This window comes from Pseudomonas entomophila (assembly GCF_018417595.1).
In the GTDB taxonomy this organism is placed as follows: domain Bacteria; phylum Pseudomonadota; class Gammaproteobacteria; order Pseudomonadales; family Pseudomonadaceae; genus Aquipseudomonas; species Aquipseudomonas entomophila_C.
The window spans coordinates 5,679,722-5,698,985 of sequence record NZ_CP070982.1; the positions used below are offsets into that span (position 1 = coordinate 5,679,722).

Consider the following 19,264-nt stretch of genomic DNA (forward strand, 5'->3'; position numbering starts at 1 on the left):
ATCATTCCTCCGCGGCGCTGTGGCGCAGGCGGTTAATACGGTTCTCGCTCCACTGCTTGAGCAGCAGGATGAAGAGCGCCAGGATCAGCAACAGGCTGGCCACGCTGAAGGCCGCGACGTGGTTGTACTCGTTGTAGAGGATCTCCACGTGCAGCGGCAAGGTGTTGGTGACGCCACGGATATGGCCGGACACCACCGACACCGCGCCGAACTCACCCATGGCCCGGGCGGTGCACAGCACCACGCCGTAGATCAGGCCCCACTTGATGTTCGGCAGGGTGACATGCCAGAACATCTGCCAGCCGTTGGCCCCCAGCAGGCGCGCGGCCTCCTCTTCCTGGGTGCCCTGCTCCTGCATCAGCGGGATCAGCTCGCGAGCCACGAACGGCACGGTGACGAAGATGGTCGCCAGGACGATGCCCGGCAGGGCGAAGACGATCTGGATATCGTGGTCCTGCAGCCACGGCCCGAACAGGCCCTGGGCGCCGAACATCAGCACGTAGACCAGGCCGGCGATCACCGGCGACACCGAGAACGGCAGGTCGATCAGGGTCACCAGCACGCTCTTGCCACGGAAGGTGTACTTGCTCACGCACCAGGCCGCGGACACCCCGAACACCAGGTTCAGTGGTACCGAGATGGCCACCGCCAGCAGCGTGAGCTTGAGCGCCGACAGCGCGTCGGGCTCGAAGATCGCTTCGAAGAACGTGCCGAAGCCGTTCTTCAGTGCCTGCGACACCACGATCACCAGCGGCAGCGCCAGGAACAGCGCGAAGACGATCCAGGCCAGGGTGATCAGCACGCGGCGCGAAGTGGCGCTGCCACGCCGGGCGGCGTTGGCGGCGGCGGTTGCGCCGAGGGTTTGACTAGACATTGCCGGCCTCCTTCAAGGGGTTTCGATGCGCCGCTGCAGCAGGTTGATCAGCAGCAGCAGGATGAAGGAAACCACCAGCATCAGCACGCCGATGGCGGTGGCGCCGGTGTAGTCGTACTGGTCAAGCTTGACCATGATCAGCAGCGGCAGGATCTCGGTCTTCATCGGCATGTTGCCGGCGATGAAGATCACCGAACCGTACTCACCCACGCCCCGGGCGAAGGCCAGGGCGAAGCCGGTCAGCCAGGCCGGCAGCAGCGCCGGCGCCAGCACATGGCGGAACACCTGCAGCGGTTTCGCGCCCAGGCAGGCGGCCGCCTCTTCGACTTCACGCGGGATGTCGGCCAGCACCGGCTGCACCGTGCGCACCACGAACGGCAGGGTGACGAAGGTCAGCGCCAGGGTGATGCCCAGCGGCGTATAGGCGATCTTGAAACCGAGGTCGGTGGCGAACTGGCCGACCCAGCCCGCCGGGGCGTACAGGGCGGTCAGGGCGATACCGGCGACAGCGGTGGGCAGGGCGAACGGCAGGTCGATCATCGCGTCGATGACCTTGCGCCCGGGGAAGCTGTAGCGCACCAGCACCCAGGCCAGCAGGGTGCCGATCACGCCGTTGATGATGGCTGCGAACAGGGCAGTGCCGAAACTCAGATTCAGCGCGGCGAGCACCCGCGGTGCGCTGACGATATTCCAGAACTGCTCCCAGGTGAGCTGCGCGGCATGGATGAACATGGCGGCCAGTGGTATCAGCACGATCAGGCTGAGGTACACCAAGGTGTAGCCCAGCGTCAGCCCGAAGCCGGGTATGACGGGGGAAATGCGACGTGACATAAAGGTCCCTGGTTGAACGCACTTGGCCCAGCGGTTATGCCGGGCCGGTGCAAGCTTTTGAATCCTGGGGCCGCTTTGCGGCCCTTTCGCGACGCAAGGCCGCTCCCACAGGAAATCGCGGTTCCTTGTGGGAGCGGCCTTGCGTCGCGAAAGGGCTGCAAGGCAGCCCTCGCTCTTCCATTACCGCTTACTGCGCCTGATAAATCTGGTCGAACACCCCACCGTCATTGAAGAACTTGGGTTGTGCAGTCTTCCAGCCACCGAAGTCCTTGTCGATGGTCACCAGGTCCAGCTTGGGGAACTGCTTGCCGAATTCGGCGGCGACCTTCTCGTCACGCGGGCGGTAGAAGTTCTGCGCGGCGATCTGCTGGCCAGCCGGGCTGTACAGGTGCTTGAGGTACTCCTCGGCGATCTTCTCGTTGCCCTTCTTCTCGGCGTTCTTGTCGACCACCGCCACCGGTGGCTCGGCCAGGATCGACAGCGAAGGCACGACGATCTCGAACTTGTCGGCGCCACCGTCTTCCTTGAGCGCCAGGAAGGCCTCGTTCTCCCAGGCCAGCAGCACATCGCCCTGGCCGTTGTTGACGAAGGTGATGGTCGAGCCACGGGCCCCGGTGTCGAGCACCGGCACGTGCTTGAACAGCTCCTGCACGTAGGCCTTGGCCTTGTCTTCGCTGCCGCCGCTCTTCAGGCCATAGGCCCAGGCGGCGAGGAAGTTCCAGCGGGCGCCGCCGGAGGTCTTCGGGTTGGGGGTGATGACCGAGACGTCCTTCTTGATCAGGTCGCCCCAGTCCTTGATGCCTTTCGGGTTGCCCTTGCGCACCAGGAACACGATGGTCGAGGTGTACGGGGTGCTGGCCTGCGGCAGGCGCTTCTGCCAGTCCTCCGGCAGGCTCTTGCCGAGCTTGGCGACTTCGTCGATGTCGCCGGCCAGGGCCAGGGTCACCACATCGGCGCGCAGGCCGTCGATCACCGCGCGGGCCTGCTTGCCGGAACCACCGTGGGATTGCTGGATCTTCACCTGGTCGCCCGGGTGGGCGGCCTGCCAGTGCTTGATGAACTCGGCGTTGTACTGCTGGTACAGCTCGCGGGTCGGGTCATAGGACACGTTCAGCAGTTCGTAGTCCTTGGCGATCGCGGAACCGGCAAAAACGGCACTGGCCAGGGCGGCAAGCGCATAACGGCGGATGGACATGGTGAAGCTCCCGATTGGCATTTTTCTAGTTTTGTAAGTGATGCGGTGTCAGCCGGCCTTGCCGCCGGGCTGCTGCAGGCGGAACTTCTCCTTGCGTTCGATCTGCACCACCTGGGCGTTGTGCACGGTGATCTCCACCGCGCCGAAGCGCAGGTCGCGCAGGGCGCTCTGGATTTCACGCAGAATGGTGGCTTCGTCCTGACCGTCGATGCTGCGCAGAGATGCACTCATGCTCGTTCTCCTGTGAGTAAGGGTGCCGGGCAGAGGTTTGAAGGGGATTTGCGCCTGGCGTGAGAGCCATAGTAGTGAGGCGCGGATATTCTTAAAAATACTGTTTAAGAATGTTTATATAACTACTCTGTAGGAGCGGATTTATCCGCGATGCAAACACCGCGGCGCTCGGCACGGGCGGTGCCCGTGATCGCGGATAAATCCGCTCCTACCAGGGTCAATGCGATTTCGGGGCTTTGTTTTCCGGCTCGCGGATCTTGTACCAGGCCACATACAGCGCCGGCAGGAACAGCAGCGTCAGCAGCGTTGCGCTGATGATGCCGCCAATCATGGCGTAGGCCATCGGCCCCCAGAACACTTCCCGGGCAATCGGGATCATGCCCAGGCTCGCCGCCGCCGCCGTCAGCAGGATCGGCCGACGGCGGTGGTTGGTCGCCTCCACCACCGCATCCCAGGGCGTGTAGCCCTGCTCCTCGAACTCGTCGATCTGGGTCACCAGGATCACCGAGTTGCGGATGATGATCCCGGCCAGGGCGAGGATCCCGAGGATCGCCACGAAGCCCATGGGTGTGCCGGTGGGCACCAGCGCCACCACCACGCCGATCAACCCCAGCGGCGCGACGCTGACCACCAGGAACAGCTTCTGCACGCTGTGCAGCTGGATCATCAGGAAGGTCGCCATCAGGAACAGCATCAGCGGGATCACCGCGGCGATCGGCCCCTGGGCCTTGGCGCTCTCTTCCACCGTACCGCCGGTGGCCACGTCGTAGCCCACCGGCAGCTTGCCGGCGAAGTCATCGATGCTGGGCTTGAGTTCGGCCACCAGGTCGGTGGGCTGGATATCACCCACCACAGAAGCCTTGATGGTGATGGTCGGCTTGCGGTCGCGGCGCCACACCAGCGGCTGCTCCTGCTCGTAGCGCACGGTGGCGAAGGCCAGCAGCGGGATCGAGGCGCCGCTGGGGGTGACGATCTGCAGGTTCTGCAAGGTATCCGGCGAGCCGCGCTCGCTGTCCTCGGCGCGGGCCACCACGTTGACCAGGTAGATGTTGTCGTTGACCTGGGTGACCTGCACGCCACTGACGATGCTGTTCATCACGTTGGCCACGTCCTCGGACGACAGCCCCAACTGGCGCGCCTTGTCCTGGGCGATCTCGATGCGCAGCACCTTACCGGGCTCGTTCCAGTCGTAGATCATCTCGCCGATGTGCTCGTTGCTGTCGAGCAGGGTCGCCAGCTCGATGGCATGCCGGCGTACCTGGTCGATATCCTTGCCGCTGACCCGGTACTGGATCGGCCGCCCCACCGGCGGGCCCATCTCCAGCGACTGGACGTTGGTGCCGACGCCGACGAACTCCTCGTGCAGCAGCTTCTGCAGGCGCTGCATCATGCCCTCGCGCTCCTCGAAGCCTTTGCTGACAATCACCAGCTGGGCGTAGTACGGGTTCTGCAATTGCTGGTCGAGGGGCAGGTAGAAGCGGATCGCGCCCTGGCCGATGTAGGTGCTCCAGCGCACCAGGTCCGGGTCGTCCTTGATCCTCGCCTCCAGGCGGTCGACGACCTTGCGCGTCTCTTCGATCGAGGCGTTCTGCGGCAGGTTGAGGTCGACCAGGATCTCTGGGCGATCCGACGATGGGAAGAACTGGTTCTGCACGAAGCGCATGCTGAACATCGACAGGGCGAACAGCAGCACCGTGCCGATGATGGTCAGCCAGCGATGGCGCATGCACCACAGCAGCCCGCCCTCGAACGCCCGGCCGACGCGCCCGGGCTCGGCCTCGTGGGGCTTGAGCTTGCTGCTGCTGAGAATGTGCACGCCCAGCACCGGGGCGAAGAACACTGCCACCACCCAGGATACCAGCAAGGCCACGGCGATGACCGCGAACAGGGTATAGGTGTACTCGCCCGCGGAGCTGGCGTTGAGGCCGATCGGCACGAAGCCGGCCACCGTGACCAAGGTGCCGGTGAGCATGGGGAACGCAGTCGAGGTGTAGGCGAAGGTGGCCGCCTGCTCCTTGCTCTCGCCCATCTCCAGGCGCGTGACCATCACCTCGACGGTGATCATCGCGTCATCCACCAACAGCCCCAGGGCGATGATCAGCGCACCGAGCGAGATCCGCTGCATGGTGATGTCGCTGTACTCCATGAACACGAACACCATGGCCAGCACCAGCGGAATCGAGCAGGCCACCACCAGCCCCGCACGAATACCCAGGCTGACGAAGCTCACCGCCAGCACGATCACCACCGCCTCGAACAGCGCGCTGGTGAAGCCGCCGACCGCCTGCTTGACCACCACCGCCTGGTCGGACACGTTGTGCACGCCCACCCCCACCGGCAGGTCGCGAACGATGCTGTCCATCCGCGCTTTCAGAGCCGCGCCGAACACCTCGATGTTGGCGCCAGCCTTCATGCCGATCGCCAGGCCAATGGCGGTCTGGCCGTTGAAGCGGAACATCGGCGACGGCGGGTCGACATAGCCGCGCTCGATATCGGCGATATCGGCCAGGCGGAAGAACCGGTCGTTGATGCGCAGGTTCACCGTCTCCAGGTCTTTCTCCGAGGCGAATTGCCCGGTGGTGCGCACCGAGATGCGCTCGGGCCCCGCCTCGATCACCCCGGCCGGCGTCACCGCGTTCTGCTGCTGCAAGGCCTGCATGGCCTGGCGCTGGTCGATGCCCAGCGCGGCCAGCTTGCGGGTGGAGAAGTTCAGGTAGAGCACTTCATCTTGCGTGCCGATCAGCTCGACCTTGCCGATGTTGGGCACCTCGCGCACTTCGGCCCGCGCCACTTCCACATAGTCGCGCAACTGGCGCAGCGTGAGGCCGTCGGCGGTGAAGGCGTAGATCGAACCGAACACGTCGCCGAACTCGTCGTTGAAGCCAGGGCCCTGGATGCCTGCGGGGAACTGCCCGCGAATGTCCTGGATCTTCTTGCGCACCTGGTACCAGATCTCGGGGATATCCTTGGCCTTGGTGGTGTCGCGCAGGTAGACGTAGACAGTGGACTCGCCCGGGCGGGTGTAGCTTTTCACATAGTCTAGGGAGTCGAGCTCTTCGAGCTTCTTCTCGATGCGGTCGGTGACCTGGTACAGGGTCTCGTCCTGGGTGGCGCCGGGCCAGCGGGTCTGGATGACCATGGTCTTGATGGTGAAGGACGGGTCTTCCTCACGGCCGAGGTTGAAGTAGGAGAAGATCCCCATCAGCAGACCGACGAACATCAGGTACCAGACGAAGGACTGGTGCTTCAGCGCCCATTCCGAGAGGTTGAAGCTTCCTTTCATTGCGCGTCCTCATCGAAGGTGACCTTCTGGCCGGGCTTGAGGCTGTTCACTCCAGCGGTCACCACCCGCTCGCCGGGCTGCACGCCGGAGGCCAGGACGATGCTGTCGGCGGTACGCCCGATCAGCGCGACGTCACGGGTGGCCACGGTTTTCTGTTGCGGATCGACCACCCACACCTGGGTCTTGCCGTCGCGTTCTAGCAGTGCGGTCAACGGCAGCTGACTGCGTGGGCTCACTGCCGAAGACAGGGTGACACTGATCGCCGTGCCCAGGTGGAAGGCATCGGGGGTGCTGGCCAGGGTCAACCGCGCACGCCGGGTACGGGTGGTGGCATCCGCCTGTGGCTCCAGCTCACGCAGCGTGGCGGTGGTGTTGATGCTGGGGTCGAGCTGCGAGGCGACGGTGAAGGTGAGGTCCTTGTTCAGCTGTTCAGCGAGCGGGATCGGCAGGTCGATCACCGCCTCCTTGACGTCGGGACGGGCCAGGGTCACCACGGCCTGGCCGGCGCTTACGGTCTGCCCGGCCTCGGCCTGCCAGGCGGTGACCACCGCGGCATGGTCGGTGCGCAGGGTGCTGTAGTCGAGCTGGTCGCGGGCCTGGCTGACCGCCGAACGCGCCTGTTCCAGCGCGGCGCCGGTGGTCTTCAGGTCGGTCTGGGCGATGTCCAGCTGGGCCTGTGCGCCGACGCCACGGTCGTACAGCTGCTGCTGGCGGCGGGCGTTGGCTTGCGCGTTGATCCATTGCGCCTGGACCTTGGCCAGGTCGCCTTCGGCGGCGCGCAACTGGTTCTGCTGGTCGGTCGGGTCGAGGGTGGCCAGGGTGTCGCCAGGGCTGACCCGGGCCCCCACATCCAACCAGCGCCGGGCGATGCGCCCGGATACCCGGAACCCCAATGTGCTTTCGTAACGGGCCTGGATGGCACCGGCGAAACGGCCCATTTGCGACTGCACCTGGGGCTCGACCAGCGTCGACAGCACCGGGCGTACCGCCTCGGGCTGCACCTCTTCGCCACCGCAGGCAACCAGCATCAGGCTGGCGGACAGTATCAACAGCTGGCGCTTCATGGCGCGGCTCCTCCGTCCTTGGCGCTGACCTTCTCGACCTGCATGCCCGGGTGCAGCAGTTGCCCACCGCCCACCACCACGGTTTCGCCACCCTTGATGCCGTCGGCGATCACCACCTTGCCGGTGAGGTAGCGCGCCACCTGGACCTTGCGCAGCTCGACCTTGTCGCCCTCGCCCACCACCCACACCGCCGGCTCTTTCAATGCCTTGGTCAACGCTGCCCAGGGCAGCTCGATGCTGGGCCGGCCCTGGGTGTTGCCGGTGGCCGTGACCGGCGAACCCAGCTGCATCCCGGCCGGCACATTGCGCAACGCGACCTTGACCTGCACCGTGCCACTCTCGGCGGACACCGTCGGAGTGATCTCGCGGACCCGCCCTTCGGCCTTGATCGCCGGGTTGTCCAGCAGGCTGACGACGACGCCCTCGTCGCTGGGCGCTTTCACCAGCAATGATTCGTAGACATTGAACACCGCGTCGCGGTCGCCATCGACGGCCAGGCTGAAGATCGGCATGGTCGCCTGCACCACCTGGCCGACTTCGGCCTGGCGCGCGGTGATCACCCCGTCGGCTTCGGACACCAGCGCCGTGTAGCTCAACTGCTCGTTGGCGTTGGCCAGTTGCGCCTGGGCGGCCTTGAGCGCGCTCTGGCTGCTGCGCAGGGCGGCTTCGGCGGAATCGTATTCGCTCTGGCTGGTGTAGCCCTTGGGCAGGAGCTTCTGCTGGCGCACGAACGCGGCGCTGGTCTGGGTGACCCGGGCCTGTTCGGCGAATACTTCAGCCTTGGCGGAATCGACCGTATTCTGCAGATCCTTCGGGTCCAGCCGCGCCAGCACCTGATTGGCCTTGACGTGGTCGCCGACATCGACGCTGCGCGCGATGATCTTGCCGCCCACGCGGAACGACAGGTCGGTCTGCACCCGCGCCTGCACATCGCCGGTCAAGGTGACCCTGGCGGCGAAATCGGTGGGCTGCACCTGCTGCACCGCCACCCTGGGCAATACCGGCCCGGCTTGCTCCTTGCCACAACCCGTAAGCATGAACAGCAGCCCCAGGCAAACGACCGACGATGGACGTGTCAACGTCATTCGGGCTCCTTGCTTGCGCGCAGATGATTCGTGGGATGCGACTGTTAGCGTAGATCAGGGATTGGAAAACGGTACTGGGCTGGAATTTGCGGTGGCTGGACTGGCCTCTTCGCGGGCCAGTGTCATGGAGTACCCGCATTGGGACGCGGTCTGGCTTTGATTCGGTGGGGGAGCATTCGCGGGTAAACCGCTCCCACAGGGGCCGTGGTGCACACAGGACCTGTGAGAGCGGGCTTGCCCGCGAAGTGGTCAGGCCTGCGCGGTGGCCTGGGCCGGACGACGGACCTGCGGCTGCGAGACGTTCGCCGCGGCGCCCTCCTCGATGGCCTGCTGGATCGCCCGGCGGCGGCGTTCTTCAGCTTGACGGCTGAAGTACCAGACCAGGAAGGTCACCAGCGACACCGACAACAGGATCAGGCTGGCCACGGCGTTGATCTCCGGCTTCACGCCCAAGCGCACGGCCGAGAACACTTCCATCGGCAGCGTGGTCGAGCCCGGGCCCGACACGAAGCTGGCCAGCACCAGGTCGTCCAGCGACAGGGCGAACGACATCATGCCGCCCGCCGCCAGCGACGGCGCGATCATCGGGATGGTGATCAGGAAGAACACCTTCCACGGCTTGGCGCCCAGGTCCATGGCTGCTTCTTCGATGGACAGGTCAAGTTCGCGCAGGCGCGCCGACACCACCACCGCCACATAGGCGGCGCAGAACGTGGTGTGGGCGATCCAGATGGTGACGATGCCACGCTCCTGGGGCCAGCCGATCATCTGCGCCATGGCCACGAACAGCAGCAACAGCGACAGACCGGTGATCACTTCGGGCATCACCAGCGGCGCGGTGACCAGGCCACCGAACAGGGTACGGCCCTTGAAGCGGGTGACCCGGGTCAGCACGAAGGCCGCCAGGGTGCCCAGCGCCACCGCGGCGACCGCCGTGTAGCAGGCGATCTCCAGCGAGCGCATCACCGAACCCATCAGCTGGGTGTTGTCGAGCAGGCCGACATACCACTTCACCGACCAGCCGCCCCATACCGTCACCAGCTTGGAGGCGTTGAACGAGTAGATCACCAGGATCAGCATCGGCAGGTAGATGAACAGCAAGCCGAGCACCAGCATCAGCTTGGAGAAACTGAAGCGTTTCATGCGCGGCCCTCCATCTCTTTGGCCTGGCTACGGTTGAACAGCAGGATCGGCACGATCAGGATCGCCAGCATCACCACCGCCAGCGCGGACGCCACCGGCCAGTCACGGTTGTTGAAGAATTCCTGCCACAGCACTTTACCGATCATCAGGGTTTCCGGGCCGCCGAGCAGTTCAGGGATGACGAACTCGCCCACCACCGGGATGAACACCAGCATGCAGCCGGCGATGATGCCGTTCTTCGACAGCGGCACGGTGATCTTCCAGAAGCTGTTGAAGGTGCTCGAACCCAGGTCGGATGCGGCCTCGAGCAGGCTCGGGTCGTGCTTCACCAGGTTGGCGTACAGCGGCAGGATCATGAACGGCAGGTACGAATAGACCACACCGATATACACCGCCAGGTTGGTGTTGAGGATCTGCAACGGCTGGTCGATCAGCCCCAGCCACAGCAGGAAGCTGTTGAGCAGCCCGTTGTTGCTGAGGATGCCCATCCAGGCATAGACGCGGATCAGGATCGCGGTCCAGGTCGGCATCATGATCAGCAGCAGCAGGACGGTCTGCGACTCCTTGTTGGCCTTGGAGATGGCGTAGGCCATCGGGTAGCCGATCAGCAGGCACAGCAAGGTGCTGAACAGGGCGACCTTCAACGACCCGAGGTAGGCCGAGATGTACAGCTCATCCTCGGTGAGCAGGCCGTAGTTGGCCAGGTTCAGCACCAACTGGACCTTGCCTTCGAGATAGGTGTAGATCTCGGTGTACGGCGGGATCGCCACGTCGGCTTCGGCAAAGCTGATCTTCAACACGATGAAGAATGGCAGCATGAAGAACAGGAACAGCCAGATGAACGGCACGCCGATCACCATGTGCCGCCCTTCGGGGATCAAGCGCTGGAGGGCTCGTTTGAGCTTTCGTGGTTTCATGAGCGCAGTACCACGCCGCTGTCGTCTTCCCACCACACGTAGACTTCGTCATCCCAGGTCGGGCGAGTGCCCTGGCGCTCGGCGTTGGCGACGAACGACTGGACGATCTTGCCGCTGGGCAGCTCGACGTAGAACACCGAGTGGCCACCGAGGTAGGCGATGTCGTGGACCTTGCCGCGCGACCAGTTGTGCTCGCAGGTTGGTTGCTCGGTGGTGACCAGCAGCTTCTCCGGGCGCAGGGCGTAGGTGATGTGCTTGTCTTCGACCGAGGTGGTAATGCCGTGACCGACGTAGATCTTGCGCTCCAGTTCCGGGCTGGCAATGATCGCGTGGCCTTCGGCGTCGTCGACCACTTCACCGTCGAACAGGTTGACGTTGCCGATGAACTCGCAGACCAGGCGGCTGGTCGGGGTCTCGTAGACGTCGATCGGGCTGCCGATCTGGGCGATCCAGCCCAGGTGCATGATGGCGATGCGCTGGGCCATGGTCATGGCCTCTTCCTGGTCGTGGGTCACCATCACGCAGGTCACGCCCACGCGCTCGATGATCTCCACCAGCTCCAGTTGCATCTGCGAACGCAGCTTCTTGTCCAGCGCGCCCATGGGTTCGTCGAGCAGCAGCAGCTTGGGGCGCTTGGCCAGCGAACGGGCCAGGGCCACGCGTTGACGCTGGCCACCGGACAGCTGGTGCGGCTTGCGCTTGGCGTACTGGGTCATGTGCACCAGCTTGAGCATCTCGGCCACGCGGGCGTCGATCTCGGCCTTGGGCATCTTGTCCTGCTGCAGGCCGAAGGCGATGTTCTGCGCCACGGTCATGTGCGGGAACAGCGCGTAGGACTGGAACATCATGTTGATCGGCCGCTCGTAGGGCGGCATGTCGGTGATGTCGACGCCATCGAGGAAGATCCGCCCTTCGGTCGGACGCTCGAAGCCGGCCAGCATGCGCAGCAAGGTGGACTTGCCGGAACCGGAGCCGCCCAGCAGGGCGAAGATCTCGCCCTTGCGGATTTCCAGGGACACATCGTCCACGGCTACCGTTTCGTCGAACTTTTTCGTGACCCGGTCGATCTTGACCAGCACCTGCTTGGGTTGCTGGCCACCCTCGAGGGCTTTCTTATAGGCACCGGAGGCAACTGCCATGAGTGAAACTCCCAACAAGATTTATGTGCCCGCCGCTGCGCTGGCGGGCCTGGATTGTTACTTGCCCGACTTGACCTTGGTCCAGCTGCGGGTCATCAAACGTTGCACCTTGGGTGGCAACTCAGAATTGACGAACATCTTGTCCAGCACTTCCTGCGGTGGGTAAACCGCGGCGTCAGTCCTCACGGCCTGGTCCATCAGGTCGCCAGCCTTGGGGTTCGGGTTGGCGTAACCGACGTAATCACTGACCTGGGCGATTACCTCAGGTTTCAGCAAATAGTTGATGAAGGCATGGGCCTCCTTGACGTTGCTGGCATCCTTGGGAATCGCCAGCACATCGAACCAGAGGTTGCCGCCTTCCTTCGGGATGGCGTAGGCCAGTTTCACGCCCTTCTTCGCTTCCTCAGCGCGGGCCTTGGCCTGGAACACGTCGCCGGAGAAGCCGGCGGCCACGCAGATATCGCCGTTGGCGAGATCGGTGATGTATTTCGAGGAGTGGAAGTAAGTCACGTACGGGCGCACGGCCAGCAGTTTCTCTTCCGCCTTCTGGTAGTCCTTCGGGTTGCTGCTGTTGGGGTCCAGCCCCATGTAGTTGAGCACGGCCGGAAGCATCTCGTCGGCCGAATCGAGGAAGGCCACGCCGCACTTGGCGAGCTTCTTCATGTTCTCGGGTTCGAACAGCACCGCCCAGGAGTCGATCTTGTCGGTACCCAGCGTCGCCTTGACCTTCTCGACGTTGTAGCCGACACCATTGGTGCCCCACAGGTAGGGGACGGCGTACTGGTTGCCCGGGTCGTTCTTCTCCAGGCGCTTCATCAGTGCCGGGTCGAGGTTCGCGTAGTTGGGCAGCAGGTCACGGTCGAGCTTCTGGAACGCGCCCGCCTTGATCTGCTTGCCGAGGAAATGGTTGGACGGCACGACCACGTCGTAGCCGGTACGCCCGGCCAGCAACTTGCCTTCCAGCGTCTCGTTGCTGTCGAAGACGTCGTATTTCGGGGTGATGCCGGTTTCCTTCTGGAACTCGGCAAGCGTATTGGGGCCGACATAGTCGGACCAGTTGTAGATGTGCACCGTGGGCGCCGCTTGGACGCTGCATGCCAGCGTCAGACCCGCTCCAGCCATCAAGGCCTTGCGAAATACAGAAATGGACAAGTGGGTGGTCCTCACAATCAGTGCCTCAAGTGGCGGAAAAACTCGGCCGCACACGCAAAACCGGCGCGCAACTTACCTTCACGGCGTGGATGCCGCAAACTTATTTGCCTTAACCTGCCTCCGGGCCGGGAAACCCCGGCCCAGAGGGCCTTGCATCAGGCTTACTTGCCCGACTTGATCTTGGTCCAGCTGCGGGTGATCTCGCGCTGGGCGGTCTTCTCCGGTGCCTTGATGGCGTACAGCTTGGCCTTCACTTCATCGGACGGGTAGATCGCCGGATCGCTGGTGATTTCTTTGTCCACCAGCGGGGTGGCGGCCTTGTTGCCGTTCGGGAAGCGCACGGCATTGGTGATGCCGGCCATCACTTCCGGTTGCAGCAGGAAGTCCATGAACTTGTAGGCGGCCTCGACGTTCTCGGCGTCCTTCGGAATGGCGACCATGTCGTAGAAGGTGCCAGCACCTTCCTTCGGAATGGTGTAGCTCAGCTTGACCTTGTCGCCGGCCTCGTGGGCACGGGCCTTGGACTGCTCCAGGTCACCCGAGTAACCCACGGCCACGCAGATGTTGCCGTTGGCCAGGTCCGAGATGTACTTGGAGGAATGGAAGTAGGTGATCGAAGGACGGATCTTCAGGAACAGGTCTTCCGCGGCCTTCAGGTCTTCCTTCTTGGTGCTGTCGCTCGGCAGGCCCAGGTAGTGCAGCGCGGCCGGGATCATCTCGGTCGGGGCATCGAGGAAGCTCACGCCGCAGCTCTTGAGCTTGGCGATGTTCTCAGGCTTGAACACGGCGTCCCACGAGTCGATCTTGTCCACGCCCAGCGCGGCCTTGACCTTCTCCGGGTTGTAGCCGATGCCGATCGAGCCCCACATGTACGGGAAGGCGAACTTGTTGCCCGGGTCGCTGGCGTCGCCCACGGCCTTGAGCAGTGCCGGGTCGAGGTTCTTCCAGTTGGGCAGCTTGGAGCGGTCCAGCTCTTGATAGACGCCGGCCTTGATCTGCTTGGCCAGGAAGTTGTTCGATGGCACGACGATGTCGTAGCCCGACTTGCCCGCCAGCAGCTTGGCTTCGAGGGTCTCGTTGCTGTCGAAGACGTCGTAGACCACCTTGATGCCGGTCTGCTTCTCGAAGTTGGCCACGGTGTCCGGGGCGATGTAGTCCGACCAGTTGTAGACGTGCAGCACCTTGTCGTCAGCCTGAACAGCGGTCGCCATGGCACCCATCAGGGCGGCGGCCAGCAGCGTCTTGCCCAATTTCTTCATGCGTAATGCTCCAGAATTTATTATCAAGCCATCTGTTCAGCAGCCAGGTACCACGGGACACGCGCTGGGCGACTGAAACAGCCGTTAGTCTGGCAAGTTACAAGGCGCTGTTTCAACCGAAGCAGGGCCTTGCAACGACTTAATGTCACCTCGCCAGCCTAGCAGACCGTCACTTGATCGCTTCGTACGTCAAATCCAGGCACTTGCGCGCCTTTTCCACCAGTTCGTCGATCTCGTCGCGGCTGATCACCAGGGGCGGCGCGATGATCATGGTGTCGCCCACCGCGCGCATAACCAGGCCGTTCTCGAAGCAGTGGGTGCGGCAGATCATGCCCACGCCCTTGCCTTCGTAACGGCTGCGGGTAGCCTTGTCCTTGACCAGTTCGATCGCCCCCAGCAGGCCCAGGCCGCGAACCTCGCCCACCAGCGGGTGGTCCTGCAGCTCACGCAGACGTTTTTGCAAATACGGTGCCGTTTCAGTGCGGGCACGCTCGACGATCTTCTCGTCACGCAAAATGCGCAGGTTTTCCAGGCCCACCGCCGCCGCCACCGGGTGCCCGGAGTAGGTGAAGCCGTGGTTGAAATCGCCGCCTTCGCTGAGTACCTGGGCCACGCTGTCACGCACGATCACACCGCCCATGGGGATGTAGCCGGAAGTCAGGCCCTTGGCGATGGTCATCAGGTCAGGCTTGAGGTCGTAGTAATCGGAGCCGAACCACTCACCGGTGCGGCCGAAACCGCAGATCACTTCGTCGGCGACGAACAGGATGTCGTACTTGGCGAGGATCTCCTTGACCTTCGGCCAGTAGGTGTCCGGCGGAATGATCACCCCGCCCGCGCCCTGGATCGGCTCGGCGATGAAGGCGGCAACGTTGTCCTCGCCGACTTCGAGAATCTTCTTCTCCAGTTGTTCAGCGGCCCACACGCCGAACGCGTCCGGGGTCATGTCACCCCCTTCACCGAACCAGTAAGGCTGCGGGATATGCACGATGCCCGGGATCGGCAGGCCGCCCTGCTCGTGCATGCCGCTCATGCCGCCAAGGCTGGCGCCGGCGACGGTGGAGCCGTGGTAGCCGTTGATACGGCCGATGATGGTCTGCTTGTGCGGCTTGCCCTTGAGCGCCCAGTAGTGGCGGACCATGCGCAGCACGGTGTCGTTGCCTTCGGAGCCGGAGCCGGTGAAGAACACATGGGTCATGCCCTCGGGCGCCACGTCGGTGATCGCCTTGGCCAGCTCCAGGGCTGGCGGGTGGGCGGTCTGGAAGAACAGGTTGTAGTACGGCAGTTCGCGCATCTGCTTCTCTGCCGCCTGCACCAGCTCTTCACGGCCGTAACCGACCGCCACGCACCACAGGCCGGCCATGCCGTCGAGGATCTTGTGCCCCTCGCTGTCCCACAAATGCACGCCCTGCGCCTTGGTGATGATGCGCGGCCCCTTCTCCTTCAGCTGCTTGTAGTCGCTGAAAGGTGCAAGGTGGTGCTCGCCGCTCAGGGTCTGCCATTCACGGGTTTGCGGGTTGTTGACGCTCATGTGGTTCTCCATGGTCCGGTGGCCGCCCCCAGGCGGCCTCAGGGTTGATCACACAGCAAACAGCAGGAACTCACGCTCCCAGGAGCTGATGACACGCTTGAAGTTCTCATGCTCGGCGCGTTTGGTGGCGACGTAGCCGGTGATGAATTTCTTGCCCAGGTACTGCACCAGCGCACGGCTGTTCTCCATGCGCTCGAGGGCGTCCTCGATGGTCAGCGGCAGGCGCAGGTTGCGGCGCTCGTAGCCACGGCCCTGCACCGGCGCGCTGGCCTCGATGCCTTCGACCATGCCGATGTAGCCGCACAGCAGGCTGGCGGCGATGGCCAGGTACGGGTTGGCGTCGGCGCCCGGCAGGCGGTTCTCGACACGACGGTTCTGCGGGCCGGCATCCGGCACGCGCAGGCCCACGGTACGGTTCTCCTCGCCCCACTCGACGTTCACCGGCGCCGAGGTGTCGGGCAGGAAGCGGCGGAACGAGTTGACGTTGGGCGCGAACAGCGGCAACGCCTCGGGGATGAATTTCTGCAAGCCGCCGATGTGGTGCAGGAACAGCTCGCTCATGCTGCCGTCGGGGTTGGAGAAGATGTTCTTGCCGGTGGCCACGTCGACCACGCTCTGGTGCAGGTGCATGGCGCTGCCCGGCTCGCCGGTCATGGGCTTGGCCATGAAGGTGGCGGCCACGTTGTGCTTGAGCGCCGCCTCGCGCATGGTGCGCTTGAACACCAGGATCTGGTCGGCCAGGTGCAGCGCGTCGCCGTGACGGAAGTTGATCTCCATCTGCGCCGTGCCGTCTTCGTGGATCAGCGTGTCGAGGTCCAGTTGCTGCAGTTCGCACCAGTCGTAGACATCTTCGAAAAGCGGGTCGAACTCGTTGGCGGCTTCGATGGAGAACGACTGGCGGCCGGTTTCCGGGCGGCCGGAGCGGCCCACGGGCGGCTGCAGCGGGAAGTCCGGGTCTTCGCTGCGCTTGGTCAGGTAGAACTCCATCTCCGGCGCGACGATCGGCTGCCAGCCCTTGTCGGAGTAAAGCTTGAGGACGCGCTTGAGGACGTTGCGCGGCGACAGCTCGACCGGGTTGCCTTTCTTGTCGTAGGTGTCGTGGATCACCTGGGCGGTCGGTTCGATGGCCCATGGCACCAGGAACACCGCCTTCTCGTCGGGGCGGCAGATCATGTCGATGTCGGCCGGGTCGAGCAGGTCGTAATAGATGTCGTCGTCGACGTAGTCGCCGGTCACGGTCTGCAGCAGCACGCTTTCGGGCAGGCGCATGCCCTTCTCGGCGATGAACTTGTTGGTCGGCGAGATCTTGCCGCGGGTGATGCCGGTCAGGTCGCTGATCAGGCATTCCACTTCGGTGATCTTGTGCTCTTTCAACCAATCGGTGAGCTGGTCGAGGTTGTTACTCATAAATACCTCAGGAGGTAATGTGGCCCGGACGATGGATGCCGGCCGCCACTGACGCCTGGCGTCGGTCAAAGTCGGCGCGCACGGCGCCGAGGGGCCTGGACAGGCCCGCGCCTTGATTCTGGATGCTGTGCATGGCTAAAGCAAAAACCCCCGCGCAGGATGGCAGTGGATACACTGCATAAGAGCGTGTCCACGATGGAAGCGAAGGGCAGATAGAAAGGAAGACGTGCGGTAAAACGTTACGAGGTATGGTTTTTTTGTGCGAACCGTCAATTATTGCGGCCAGTGCGACAGCCCATTGATGCAGCCGCGCAATGATCGGACGGTAACCGGGAGATGTGCCTGAACGCACCGTGCATGCGGCGCTGACAGGTCTCGACAGGCGGACCATGTGACCCTCGTATTATTGTGTTCTGGGTTGTGACCGAGCTTATCCTCGTTCATTTTTTTTCACAACCACTCCGTAAAAAATAAAACACGCCCCGCTCGGGATAACCCTTCAGGACGAAAATAGCGGATAATGGCACGCCCTGATATGCAGCAAATCTGCCGTAGATGTGCCATTTAAGGGCATCATGGGGTTGGCTTGACTTCACCTGGTCTTTCCGATTGACTGGGGTTGCAAGCCCCCCTTGATTGATATTTTTAACAAAAAAGGTGTTGCATCATGTCGGTACCCCCGCGTGCCGTTCAGCTTAACGAAGCGAACGCGTTCCTTAAGGAACATCCTGAGGTTCTCTACGTTGACCTTCTGATTGCAGATATGAATGGTGTGGTGCGTGGCAAGCGCATCGAGCGCACCAGCCTCCACAAGGTTTACGAGAAAGGCATCAACCTGCCCGCCTCCCTCTTCGCCCTGGATATCAACGGTTCGACCGTCGAAAGCACCGGCCTCGGGCTGGACATCGGCGATGCCGACCGCATCTGCTACCCCATCCCCGGCACCCTCTCCAACGAACCCTGGCAGAAGCGCCCGACCGCGCAGCTGCTGATGACCATGCACGAAATCGAAGGCGAGCCGTTCTTCGCCGACCCGCGCGAAGTGCTGCGCCAGGTGGTGAGCAAGTTCACCGAGATGGGCCTGACCATCTGCGCCGCGTTCGAGCTGGAGTTCTACCTGATCGACCAGGAGAACGTGAACGGCCGTCCACAGCCGCCGCGCTCCCCCATCTCGGGCAAGCGCCCGCAGTCGACCCAGGTGTACCTGATCGACGACCTCGACGAATACGCCGACTGCCTGCAGGACATCCTCGAAGGCGCGAAGGAACAAGGCATCCCCGCCGACGCCATCGTCAAGGAAAGCGCCCCGGCGCAGTTCGAAGTCAACCTGCACCACGTACCTGATCCGCTCAAGGCCTGTGACTACGCGGTACTGCTCAAGCGCCTGATCAAGAACATCGCCTACGACCATGAAATGGACACCACGTTCATGGCCAAGCCCTACCCGGGCCAGGCAGGCAACGGCCTGCATGTACACATCTCCGTGCTGGACAAAGATGGCAACAACATCTTCACCAGCGAGGATCCCGAGCAGAACGCCGCGCTACGTCACGCTGTCGGCGGTGTGCTCGAGACCCTGCCCGCTTCGATGGCGTTCCTCTGCCCGAACGTCAACTCGTACCGCCGGTTCGGCGCGCAGTTCTACGTACCAAACGCACCGAGCTGGGGCCTGGACAACCGCACCGTCGCCCTGCGCGTCCCGACCGGTTCGCCGGATGCCGTGCGCATCGAGCACCGCGTGGCCGGCGCCGACGCCAATCCGTACCTGATGATGGCGGCCGTGCTGGCCGGCGTGCACCACGGCCTGACCAACAAGATCGAGCCGGGTGAACCGATCGAAGGCAACTCGTACGAGCAGCTGGAGCAGAGCCTGCCGAACAACCTGCGTGATGCCCTGCGCGAGCTGGACGACAGCGAAATCCTCAACAAGTACATCGATCCGAAGTACATCGACATCTTCGTCGCGTGCAAGGAAAGCGAGCTGGAGGAGTTCGAGCACTCGATCTCCGACCTCGAGTACAACTGGTACCTGCATACCGTGTGAACGAAAAACGCCGCCCCTAGGGGCGGCGTTTTTCGTTGTGGACCGCGCCGCCTGCTTCGCGGGCAAACCCGCCCCCACAGGCCTTGCTGAGCTCCTGTGGGAGCGGGTT

15 protein-coding genes are annotated in these 19,264 nt (G+C 63.5%); 1 reads left to right on the forward strand and 14 read right to left on the reverse strand.

Annotated elements, in window-relative coordinates:
• Position 1: 1 nt before the first annotated feature.
• From cysW to JYG34_RS24995, 14 genes are all read right to left on the reverse strand, one after another.
• Positions 2-874 (reverse strand): sulfate ABC transporter permease subunit CysW, encoded by an 873-nt coding sequence (gene cysW, locus JYG34_RS24930; RefSeq protein ID WP_062359848.1) that lies wholly within the window; start codon positions 872-874, stop codon positions 2-4.
• A gap of 12 nt (positions 875-886) precedes the next feature.
• Positions 887-1,705: a sulfate ABC transporter permease subunit CysT gene (gene cysT, locus JYG34_RS24935; RefSeq protein WP_213658795.1), complete on the reverse strand. Its 819-nt coding sequence runs from the start codon at positions 1,703-1,705 to the stop codon at positions 887-889.
• Positions 1,706-1,892: 187 nt separating this feature from the next.
• The gene (locus JYG34_RS24940) at positions 1,893-2,900 is read right to left on the reverse strand and encodes a sulfate ABC transporter substrate-binding protein (protein WP_213658796.1); all 1,008 of its coding nucleotides are present in this window, start codon (positions 2,898-2,900) and stop codon (positions 1,893-1,895) included.
• Positions 2,901-2,948: 48 nt separating this feature from the next.
• The gene (oscA, locus tag JYG34_RS24945) at positions 2,949-3,131 is read right to left on the reverse strand and encodes a sulfur starvation response protein OscA (protein WP_213658797.1); all 183 of its coding nucleotides are present in this window, start codon (positions 3,129-3,131) and stop codon (positions 2,949-2,951) included.
• A 217-nt stretch (positions 3,132-3,348) separates the two neighbouring features.
• On the reverse strand, positions 3,349-6,414 hold the full coding sequence (locus tag JYG34_RS24950) for an efflux RND transporter permease subunit (protein WP_213658798.1): 3,066 nt from the start codon (positions 6,412-6,414) through the stop codon (positions 3,349-3,351).
• A complete protein-coding gene (locus JYG34_RS24955) occupies positions 6,411-7,478 on the reverse strand; it encodes an efflux RND transporter periplasmic adaptor subunit (RefSeq protein WP_213658799.1) in 1,068 nt (355 codons plus the stop codon). The genes JYG34_RS24950 and JYG34_RS24955 overlap by 4 nt, the downstream gene beginning before the upstream one ends.
• The gene (locus JYG34_RS24960; protein ID WP_213658800.1) at positions 7,475-8,563 is read right to left on the reverse strand and encodes an efflux RND transporter periplasmic adaptor subunit; all 1,089 of its coding nucleotides are present in this window, start codon (positions 8,561-8,563) and stop codon (positions 7,475-7,477) included. The genes JYG34_RS24955 and JYG34_RS24960 overlap by 4 nt, the downstream gene beginning before the upstream one ends.
• Before the next feature lie 249 nt (positions 8,564-8,812).
• Positions 8,813-9,706, reverse strand: a complete 894-nt coding sequence (locus JYG34_RS24965) for an ABC transporter permease subunit (RefSeq protein WP_028688537.1) — start codon at positions 9,704-9,706, stop codon at positions 8,813-8,815.
• Positions 9,703-10,584 (reverse strand): ABC transporter permease subunit, encoded by an 882-nt coding sequence (locus JYG34_RS24970; protein WP_213661253.1) that lies wholly within the window; start codon positions 10,582-10,584, stop codon positions 9,703-9,705. Before JYG34_RS24970 ends, JYG34_RS24965 begins: the two co-directional genes overlap by 4 nt.
• Positions 10,585-10,619: 35 nt before the next feature.
• Positions 10,620-11,762, reverse strand: a complete 1,143-nt coding sequence (potA, locus tag JYG34_RS24975) for a polyamine ABC transporter ATP-binding protein (protein ID WP_213658801.1) — start codon at positions 11,760-11,762, stop codon at positions 10,620-10,622.
• A gap of 57 nt (positions 11,763-11,819) precedes the next feature.
• On the reverse strand, positions 11,820-12,914 hold the full coding sequence (locus tag JYG34_RS24980; protein ID WP_213658802.1) for a polyamine ABC transporter substrate-binding protein: 1,095 nt from the start codon (positions 12,912-12,914) through the stop codon (positions 11,820-11,822).
• A 161-nt stretch (positions 12,915-13,075) separates the two neighbouring features.
• Positions 13,076-14,173 carry a polyamine ABC transporter substrate-binding protein gene (locus JYG34_RS24985; RefSeq protein ID WP_011536274.1) on the reverse strand — a complete coding sequence of 366 codons (1,098 nt, stop codon included), beginning with the start codon at positions 14,171-14,173 and terminating at the stop codon, positions 13,076-13,078.
• A gap of 169 nt (positions 14,174-14,342) precedes the next feature.
• Positions 14,343-15,704 carry an aspartate aminotransferase family protein gene (locus JYG34_RS24990; protein ID WP_213658803.1) on the reverse strand — a complete coding sequence of 454 codons (1,362 nt, stop codon included), beginning with the start codon at positions 15,702-15,704 and terminating at the stop codon, positions 14,343-14,345.
• 48 nt (positions 15,705-15,752) lie between these two features.
• Positions 15,753-17,111: a glutamine synthetase family protein gene (locus tag JYG34_RS24995; protein WP_213658804.1), complete on the reverse strand. Its 1,359-nt coding sequence runs from the start codon at positions 17,109-17,111 to the stop codon at positions 15,753-15,755.
• A 667-nt stretch (positions 17,112-17,778) separates the two neighbouring features.
• Between JYG34_RS24995 and JYG34_RS25000 the strand changes: the two genes are divergently transcribed.
• Entirely contained in the window at positions 17,779-19,155 is a 1,377-nt protein-coding gene (locus JYG34_RS25000; protein WP_213658805.1) for a glutamine synthetase family protein, read from the forward strand.
• Positions 19,156-19,264: the final 109 nt, after the last annotated feature.

What these genes read in the sequence shown, in the direction of transcription:
- JYG34_RS24940 (WP_213658796.1), bottom strand. Translation starts at nt 2,900, where the DNA reads ATGTCCATCCGCCGTTATGCGCTTGCCGCCCTGGCCAGTGCCGTTTTT.
- JYG34_RS24985 (WP_011536274.1), bottom strand. Translation starts at nt 14,173, where the DNA reads ATGAAGAAATTGGGCAAGACGCTGCTGGCCGCCGCCCTGATGGGTGCC.
- JYG34_RS24960 (WP_213658800.1), bottom strand. Translation starts at nt 8,563, where the DNA reads ATGACGTTGACACGTCCATCGTCGGTCGTTTGCCTGGGGCTGCTGTTC.
- JYG34_RS24955 (WP_213658799.1), bottom strand. Translation starts at nt 7,478, where the DNA reads ATGAAGCGCCAGCTGTTGATACTGTCCGCCAGCCTGATGCTGGTTGCC.
- JYG34_RS24995 (WP_213658804.1), bottom strand. Translation starts at nt 17,111, where the DNA reads ATGAGTAACAACCTCGACCAGCTCACCGATTGGTTGAAAGAGCACAAG.
- JYG34_RS24965 (WP_028688537.1), bottom strand. Translation starts at nt 9,706, where the DNA reads ATGAAACGCTTCAGTTTCTCCAAGCTGATGCTGGTGCTCGGCTTGCTG.
- JYG34_RS24950 (WP_213658798.1), bottom strand. Translation starts at nt 6,414, where the DNA reads ATGAAAGGAAGCTTCAACCTCTCGGAATGGGCGCTGAAGCACCAGTCC.
- cysT (WP_213658795.1), bottom strand. Translation starts at nt 1,705, where the DNA reads ATGTCACGTCGCATTTCCCCCGTCATACCCGGCTTCGGGCTGACGCTG.
- potA (WP_213658801.1), bottom strand. Translation starts at nt 11,762, where the DNA reads ATGGCAGTTGCCTCCGGTGCCTATAAGAAAGCCCTCGAGGGTGGCCAG.
- JYG34_RS24990 (WP_213658803.1), bottom strand. Translation starts at nt 15,704, where the DNA reads ATGAGCGTCAACAACCCGCAAACCCGTGAATGGCAGACCCTGAGCGGC.
- oscA (WP_213658797.1), bottom strand. Translation starts at nt 3,131, where the DNA reads ATGAGTGCATCTCTGCGCAGCATCGACGGTCAGGACGAAGCCACCATT.
- cysW (WP_062359848.1), bottom strand. Translation starts at nt 874, where the DNA reads ATGTCTAGTCAAACCCTCGGCGCAACCGCCGCCGCCAACGCCGCCCGG.
- JYG34_RS25000 (WP_213658805.1), top strand. Translation starts at nt 17,779, where the DNA reads ATGTCGGTACCCCCGCGTGCCGTTCAGCTTAACGAAGCGAACGCGTTC.